This window comes from Cryobacterium frigoriphilum, from assembly GCF_004403305.1.
Lineage (GTDB): Bacteria > Actinomycetota > Actinomycetes > Actinomycetales > Microbacteriaceae > Cryobacterium > Cryobacterium frigoriphilum.
In genome coordinates, this window is the sequence record NZ_SOHE01000003.1 from 25485 (window position 1) to 32188 (window position 6704).

Below are 6704 nucleotides of genomic sequence, written 5' to 3' on the forward strand. Positions count from 1 at the left end.
CGGGACGCCCGATTCCCGTTAGATCCGCTCGAGAAAATCCCCCGTCTGCCTTTCGAGAACACAATTGCTTGAAAAGCGTACTCTGGTTATACTTTCCAAGTATGAACGTTGTTGTTGAACCGATCCTTCAGGAACTCGCTGCCGGTCAGTGGGGTCTATTCACCACAGCTCAGGCGCGGGCAAGGGGTGTGAGTCGCGCCAATCTCTCGCATCGGGAACAAGATGGGCGACTCGAGCGACTCGCCCACGGCGTGTACCGGCTCGGGGGAGTGCCGGTCGCTCCTCTAGATGATCTGCGCGCTGCCTGGATGTCGACTGAACCCATAGTGCTGGCGTGGGAGCGGGGGAGTACCCCACGAGTCGTGGTGGGCGGGGCGGCCGCGGCAGCTGTTCATGAGTGCGGCGATATCAATCCAGTCCCGTACCGTCTGATCACCAGCGAGCGACGCCAAACGCAACGAACCGACATTGTCTACAGCCGGCGCCACCTGGATTCACGCGACATTGTGGTTGTCGGGGGCCTCCCGGTGACGAGCATCGAACGAACGGTTGCCGACCTGGTCGACGAGATCGGCGACCTGTCCCTGATCGGCGACGTGCTGGCCGACGCGACCCGGGGAGAACGAGCGGTCGACCTCGAACACCTCGGCCTTCTCCTGACCCCGTTCGCCGCACGATACGGCCACCCTCGAGGCGACGGCCCAGCTCTGCTGGAACAACTCCGCCGGAGCGCGGGAATCGACGATATCGCCGCAGCGCGTGGGCTCGTGCAGCGGCCGGCTATCGGCGCCGCCCTCGAGGGAATCGTCGGCCAGGCAGTGCGGGAACAGCTGAGGACCATCGTCGCCGGCCTACAGCCCCAGCTGGCGGGGAGCGTCGAGCTGCGCGAACACATCGAGCGGATGATCGCACCGGTACTCGTGGACCAGAGTCGCCTCGTGTCCGAAATCACGGACACCGTGCTCGCCCCACTACTTCAGCAACAGCGTGAACAGATGGAACACATCACGAAATCCATCGCAGCGCAGATATCGGAATCGCTGCCAAACATCACCACTCCCGCGATCGACTTCTCAGTCCAAACCGGGAACTCGCCGGCTCCGACAGTCGGCGCCACAGAAAAGTTCAGCAGGAAGGCGGGGGAACAATGATCGTCAGCGACCCATACCCAGATGGGCGTGCGGTGCTTTCCGCGATCACGGAGAAGGCCCGCGCGGCGCACCGAAGCGGCCTCGGTTCCTCCGTCCAGAGCCTCATCGAACTGGCTATCTTCGATCGCTTTCTCTGCCGGGTGTTCTCGCAGGACGATTGCCCCTTCGCACTGAAAGGAGGCACGAGCATGCTTGCTCGGCTTCCCCAATCGCGAAGCACGACCGATGTGGACCTCGAGACGGCGGAGATGAGTATCGACACCGCCATCGCCCAACTCACCTCAGCCGCGAGCATAGACCTGGGCGATCATTTCGAGTTCCGCTACGTCAGCCACCGCGACACCGGCGGCCCCAATCAGCCCGAGCTCCACGCCGCGGCCATCACGTTCAGCGTCACCGTTCGAGGCGCCGGCACCCGAAACCCCCTCAGAGTCGATCTGGCCATCCACACGCGCACCCCTGCCGCACCCCTGGACATCATCACTCCAGCGTTCAGGCTCGACGTGTCGCGCCTGGGACCGGCCGTTGCCTATCAGGCGATCGCGGTCGAGGACCAGATCGCGGACAAGGTGTGCGCGACTCTATCGACCTACGGCGGCCAGGCCTCCACCCGAACGAAAGATCTCGTCGATCTGGCCATCCTCACGAAGACGATGCGAATCGATGCACGCCAACTCCGCATCAGCGTCCACACCGAAGCGCACCAGCGTGGCTTGCCGCCGTTTACTGCGCTCCACGTGCCACGCTCCATGACCGACGGATACCGCAAAGTTGCCAAGACCGTTCCTGTCTTGAGCGACTTCCTCGACCATGAAGCTGCGCTCTCCCTGGTCAACGCAATGCTGCTGCCAGCCCTTAGCGCCGAAATCGAGGACGGGGCCTGGGACCCATCACAACAACAGTGGATCCGCCCGAGCTGACCGGTGCGAGACCCGCGGCCATGATGTGCTCGAACTCGCCGCCGGCCAAGTCGAGATACGGGCCCGTCGCTCGGTCGGACACCACTGGCCCCCGGCCGCGCGACTGCCCGGCACCTCAAGGCAATATCCGTGGCCTCCGAAGACAATATTGACCGGTCCCCACACCCGCAAATACTCAATAGGCAGCCGCTGGCGGTCCGCGCATGAGTGAAGCCAAGCCGCTATCACCGCCACTTTATAAGTGGCTTCTATGATCGAGTAAGCGATCTGTTTACTCGGGGCTAAATTGTTCTATTTATGTCCAGACTGGGGCCTCGACGTCCGGTCAGGACGTGAGCACCGTCACGTCAAGCGCGGGCGTAGCGCGACGCGAGTTGGCGCAGGGTGGCTTCGATGCTGGCGGCGTTCTGCCGATGAAAGCCGAGCAACTCGAAGATCTTGCCCTGCACGGCTGGGACGGTGCTGTAGTCGAACGTCTCAGTGACGCGCGTAGACGTGGGCGTGAGCGGCGTGAGTTCCCAGCGCCACCGGTGGCCCGCTGGGTGACGCCATTCCACAAGCCGACCGTCCTCGAAGCGCGTCACCGTGCTGGTAATGCGATATCGGACGCCGAACTGCTTTATCGCTACCGAGAATTGTGCGCCCTGGCTAAGCCGCCGCGGCCCCGACACCGTGTCGCGGACGGTGCCCGAGCCGTCCAGCTCACCGTGACGGTGCGGATCAGCCACCAACGCGAAGACGTCGTCGGACGAAGCCGGCACCTTGACAGTGCGCGCGACTCGGCGCGGTCCTTGCTCAACCTGTTCGACCGTCATGCTGCCTAGCCTAGGCCGCGGCCATGTAGGACCGCGCCGCGGCCATGACCTGCCGGGAACGTCCCTCCGAAAGCGCTTCGGCCGGCGAAGCATCGCCCAGTTCCGGGTTCATACCCATAAACCACGCCCTGGCAACGTCAGACGAATGAACCGAACAGAGGATCTCGAGCACCTGAAATGTGTCTCTGAGGAGCTTTTCACTCGCCTGCGGCGGTCGTACCGTTGCGTGTGCCCAGCGAGCAAGCGTGCGGGCGTTCTTACCCACGATCACGCCCAGCAGCACCTGGCCCAGCTGCGCCTGCAACATCGCTGCGATCTCAGCAACGCTCAGACCCACGGAGCGTTCGTGTGCCGCGCGATCAGCACCAGAACGAGAACCATCCCCGGTTGACGTCTTGATCATGACCCGAGGCTACCATTTAGCGGGTGTTATGTCGGGTAATTTGTCGGGTGATATGACCGATAATAATGATTATGTCAACAAGTAATGTATTTGATCTAGACTTCGCCGAACAAAGTGCTCTGATACGGATGCTGCTTAGTTTCCAGAACGGTGCACTGAGGCGCTCCGGCTTAATCTGGGCGTCGCAACGTCGTCTTGTTGGTGCCGCGCTCCGAAGCTGAACGAAGCGGCAAGTTGGCGTCGGCGCCATGGATGAAATCTAAGCCGGGCAGACTGACACAAACGAGGCGACCGCCAACTCGAAATGATCGAACATGACATCCCGTCGCGGTGCCTCTATATTCATAGATCTCAAAAACAGAACCACGTTTCTCGATGTAGCCCAACACCTTCTCGGGCGACCTTTCGTGGCAGCGGCGATCACCCACACGCCATCATGATCGGACGGACTACGAAGCACGAGATCCCCCGTTGCGCACGGCTCATGACGTCGCCAACCGGAACAATGACCGAATATTCACTCGAGCGGACGACCGAAGCCAAAGGACGGACCAGCTGTCCGGCTATGAAATCGAAATACGTCGGGATATGAGGCGGTGACGATTTCGTACCAATCAAAATCGAACTCACAGCCGGAGTCGGCGTCGAAAGCGGTGGCAGCGGCAGTTTCGTGGCGGATGAATGGTTCGGGTTGGGAATGGGAATGGGAATGGGTGTAGGTGCGGGCGCGGAGGTAGGCGAGCGTCGCAGTGGTGTCTGCCACTTTCCCAGGTGATTCCTCGGGGATGCTGATGAGCTCGCTCCTGGGGCCAACGACTAGTTTCACGGTGATTGGCTTCCCTGCGGTGTCTACCGCGGGGATGTCGAGTGTTTCAGTGGTTTGGCTGATCCCGAGTGCAGCGACCAACGGTAGGAGTGCATCCGCAACTGCGGCTGTGGTCAGGAATGACGCTCCAATGTAGGTAATTCTTCTCATCACAATATGGTGCCATCTGGGACGTGTACTAAAAAGACCTTTGTCATGTCCCGCCGGATAGTGTAGGGATTGGGACCGTGCGAGTGAGCTGATTAGGCAGCACTGAGCGCGGCGATGCGGAGGGCTCGCCGGAATCTATCATAGAGCACACCACCGGCTATCTGACGCTGCTGCATCTACCCGAGCGCCACGGCGCCCTCGAAGTCCAAGAAGCCATCATCCCCGCGATCAACCGCCTCCCAGAAATGCTGCAAAAAACCCTCACCTGGGACCAGGGCATCGAGATGTCCAACCACGTCGCGATCGCCGCAGCCACCGACGTCGACATCTACTTCTGCGCCCCCTCTCCCTGGCAGCGCGGCAGCAGCGAGAACACCAACGGGCTGTTCCGCCAGCACTTCCCCAAGGGCACAGACCTCTCCGGATACCACCCGACTACCTCGAGTTCGTCGCACACCAACTCAACTGAGTATTCGAGCCTCTGAGCCCCACCCGATCGTGCGGTTGAGCCCCATCGATCGTGCGGAAGAGCACCAGTGGCGGTGTGGCTCAGCACCACTGGTGCTCCCCGTCACGGATTACGCAGTCGCGAGTGCGGCGAGTTCGCGCACGTTGTGGCTGCCGGTCTCGGCTCGGAGGGTCTTGTGCACAATGCGGTCCACTATCGCGTCGACGTGGACCCGGAACCAAGGGTGGCTCCCAACAGAAATATCCAGTGGCTCCAAAACACACTACGTACACCTTCGACGAGTGGCCCCGAAGGTCAATAACACCGGCCCCCAGGAGAGCGAATATTCAACTCTGTTGAACGGGCCGTTCCGACTCCGGTTTGAGTATGGTCAGGGCGAGACAGGTTTAGGGCGTGGGTACGCTCGGCGCTGCTTGGCGAGTAGCCCTTGGTGGTAGCGGTAGTCCGGCGAGTTGGTGTGTTATCTCAGGACATCGTGGACACTAAACCTCATCACTTCGCGGACATTGAGTCTCACGGCACCAAGTGTCTGGACTGGCGCTACCATCAGGCGCTACTCGCCATGCTGATGAGGGCCAATACCCGTCAACCGAAACCTTGTGCCGCTGGCGTCACGGATCCGGCAGGCGGTATGGAAGACAGCGTGTGGACTGATGACTATACGTGCGGTCGCCAGCGCATTGCTGCGCGCAGTTGACGTACGGTCGCTCCGTCTGTTGCAAGCAGGTCGACAGCGGCCGCAACGCTGACGACGGAGGCCATGCGCAGCGGATCACTCATAATGGTCACCTCAAACCTGTTCCCGATTTGGTACACCAGCGCAATCACCGTCGACTGTCCCGTATCCGACTCGTAAACGACCATCCACTCCCTTTTTGATCCAGCGTTGACCGTGATCGAATCACTCCGCAGAACGTCGTCGCCGGTTAGCCTGCGTTCCGGTGTTGGGTGCCGTGCCCGGCTCATCCCGTCGGGCACGGCGACCAGATGCGTCTTCTTCATAGCGTTTCCTCGCTGTCCTCTCATTGCGAAGTAACCGATTGCGAGCTACTGTCGCGGTCGTCTGAAGGCGTCCAGAAAGCGCCGGATGCGTTACCCCGAGCCGGCAGGGTGTTTGTGATGAAGTCGATCGCGGCGAGAAGGCTGCCAAAACTTGGCTCCGTGAGCAGAGTCGCCACCGTTGTCACCTCAAAAGCGTTGCTGACGCGGACGATGAAACCAACAGTTGCACTGCGCTGATCCGCCGGCCCGTCTTCAATCCCCAGCTCCCAGCGACCTACAGCCACAGGTCGCACCCAAAGCGGCCCAACGACCCATTCATCGCTCATAGAAAGCACTCCACCCTTCGCTCTGCAACTCCCAGTCCACGAGATGATTTAGCTTTCATGGATTCACTCATTTGACTTGACCCATTTACTGACGCTGAAGGCAACGGCAAGAATTGTCTCGCGGGCAGGGGACGGTGCCTGGGCCAACGACGCCGCGTGTTGCCACACCCGCAACCACGTTTCGAGCACGGCTTTGTCGGCCTGCCCCCGGGTCTCCACGATCCGCAGACAGAGTGAGTACGTTTCCGTTGCCAGTTCGTCATAGAGGCAACTGAACGCGAACATATTCCCCAGCGCCGTTTCATCGAGCATCACCCGCAAGGGCTCCGCGCGCATCACGCTACTGTCGAGCGCAATAAGACCACTTCTAGGCGACAAGATCATGATCTTAACTAATCTGATCGGGGACGGAACTGCTACGGGTTGTAATTGCGCCCGATCGCGACTAGGGCGTGTCTCCTAATGATCCGTGGGGTCGTCTGGCACAGTTGACGCATGTCGCGAACTGCCGTTTTATCTGACAGCGAGTGGGCTCGACTCGAACCGTTGATGCCGTCATCGAAGAATTGTGTGGGTCGTCCGTTCCAAGACCACCGCCGCATTCTGGAAGGCATTATCTATCGGTATCGAGCCGGGATTCCG

General features: G+C 60.7%; 10 protein-coding genes. 4 read left to right on the plus strand and 6 right to left on the minus strand.

Annotated elements, in window-relative coordinates; all coding sequences use genetic code 11:
- The first annotated feature begins 68 nt into the window (after positions 1 to 68).
- A complete protein-coding gene (locus tag E3T55_RS00490) occupies positions 69 to 1151 on the plus strand; it encodes a type IV toxin-antitoxin system AbiEi family antitoxin domain-containing protein (protein WP_166791628.1) in 1083 nt (360 codons plus the stop codon).
- On the plus strand, positions 1148 to 2071 hold the full coding sequence (locus E3T55_RS00495) for a nucleotidyl transferase AbiEii/AbiGii toxin family protein (RefSeq protein WP_134517625.1): 924 nt from the start codon (positions 1148 to 1150) through the stop codon (positions 2069 to 2071). The genes E3T55_RS00490 and E3T55_RS00495 overlap by 4 nt, the downstream gene beginning before the upstream one ends.
- A 347-nt stretch (positions 2072 to 2418) precedes the next feature.
- Here the strand turns inward: E3T55_RS00495 and E3T55_RS00500 are convergent, their stop codons facing one another.
- From E3T55_RS00500 to E3T55_RS00510, 3 genes are all read right to left on the minus strand, one after another.
- Complete coding sequence (locus E3T55_RS00500) at positions 2419 to 2886, minus strand: SRPBCC family protein (RefSeq protein WP_134517626.1); 468 nt, start codon at positions 2884 to 2886, stop codon at positions 2419 to 2421.
- A gap of 10 nt (positions 2887 to 2896) precedes the next feature.
- Positions 2897 to 3289: a hypothetical protein gene (locus E3T55_RS00505; RefSeq protein WP_134517627.1), complete on the minus strand. Its 393-nt coding sequence runs from the start codon at positions 3287 to 3289 to the stop codon at positions 2897 to 2899.
- A gap of 517 nt (positions 3290 to 3806) precedes the next feature.
- Positions 3807 to 4052, minus strand: coding sequence for a hypothetical protein (locus tag E3T55_RS00510; protein WP_134517628.1), 246 nt, complete (start codon positions 4050 to 4052; stop codon positions 3807 to 3809).
- Between the two features lie 383 nt (positions 4053 to 4435).
- On the opposite strand from E3T55_RS00510, the gene E3T55_RS00515 reads away from it, so the two are divergent.
- A complete protein-coding gene (locus E3T55_RS00515; protein WP_420897954.1) occupies positions 4436 to 4750 on the plus strand; it encodes an IS30 family transposase in 315 nt (104 codons plus the stop codon).
- Positions 4751 to 5391: 641 nt separating this feature from the next.
- Here E3T55_RS00515 and E3T55_RS00520 read toward each other — a convergent pair.
- From E3T55_RS00520 to E3T55_RS00530, 3 genes are all read right to left on the minus strand, one after another.
- Positions 5392 to 5736, minus strand: coding sequence for a hypothetical protein (locus tag E3T55_RS00520; RefSeq protein ID WP_134517630.1), 345 nt, complete (start codon positions 5734 to 5736; stop codon positions 5392 to 5394).
- A 20-nt stretch (positions 5737 to 5756) separates the two neighbouring features.
- Positions 5757 to 6062 carry a hypothetical protein gene (locus tag E3T55_RS00525; protein ID WP_134517631.1) on the minus strand — a complete coding sequence of 102 codons (306 nt, stop codon included), beginning with the start codon at positions 6060 to 6062 and terminating at the stop codon, positions 5757 to 5759.
- 63 nt (positions 6063 to 6125) lie between these two features.
- Positions 6126 to 6398: a sigma-70 family RNA polymerase sigma factor gene (locus E3T55_RS00530; RefSeq protein WP_134517632.1), complete on the minus strand. Its 273-nt coding sequence runs from the start codon at positions 6396 to 6398 to the stop codon at positions 6126 to 6128.
- 159 nt (positions 6399 to 6557) lie between these two features.
- On the opposite strand from E3T55_RS00530, the gene E3T55_RS21115 reads away from it, so the two are divergent.
- The coding region (locus E3T55_RS21115; RefSeq protein ID WP_134517633.1) for a transposase at positions 6558 to 6704 on the plus strand (147 nt) is incomplete at its 3' end.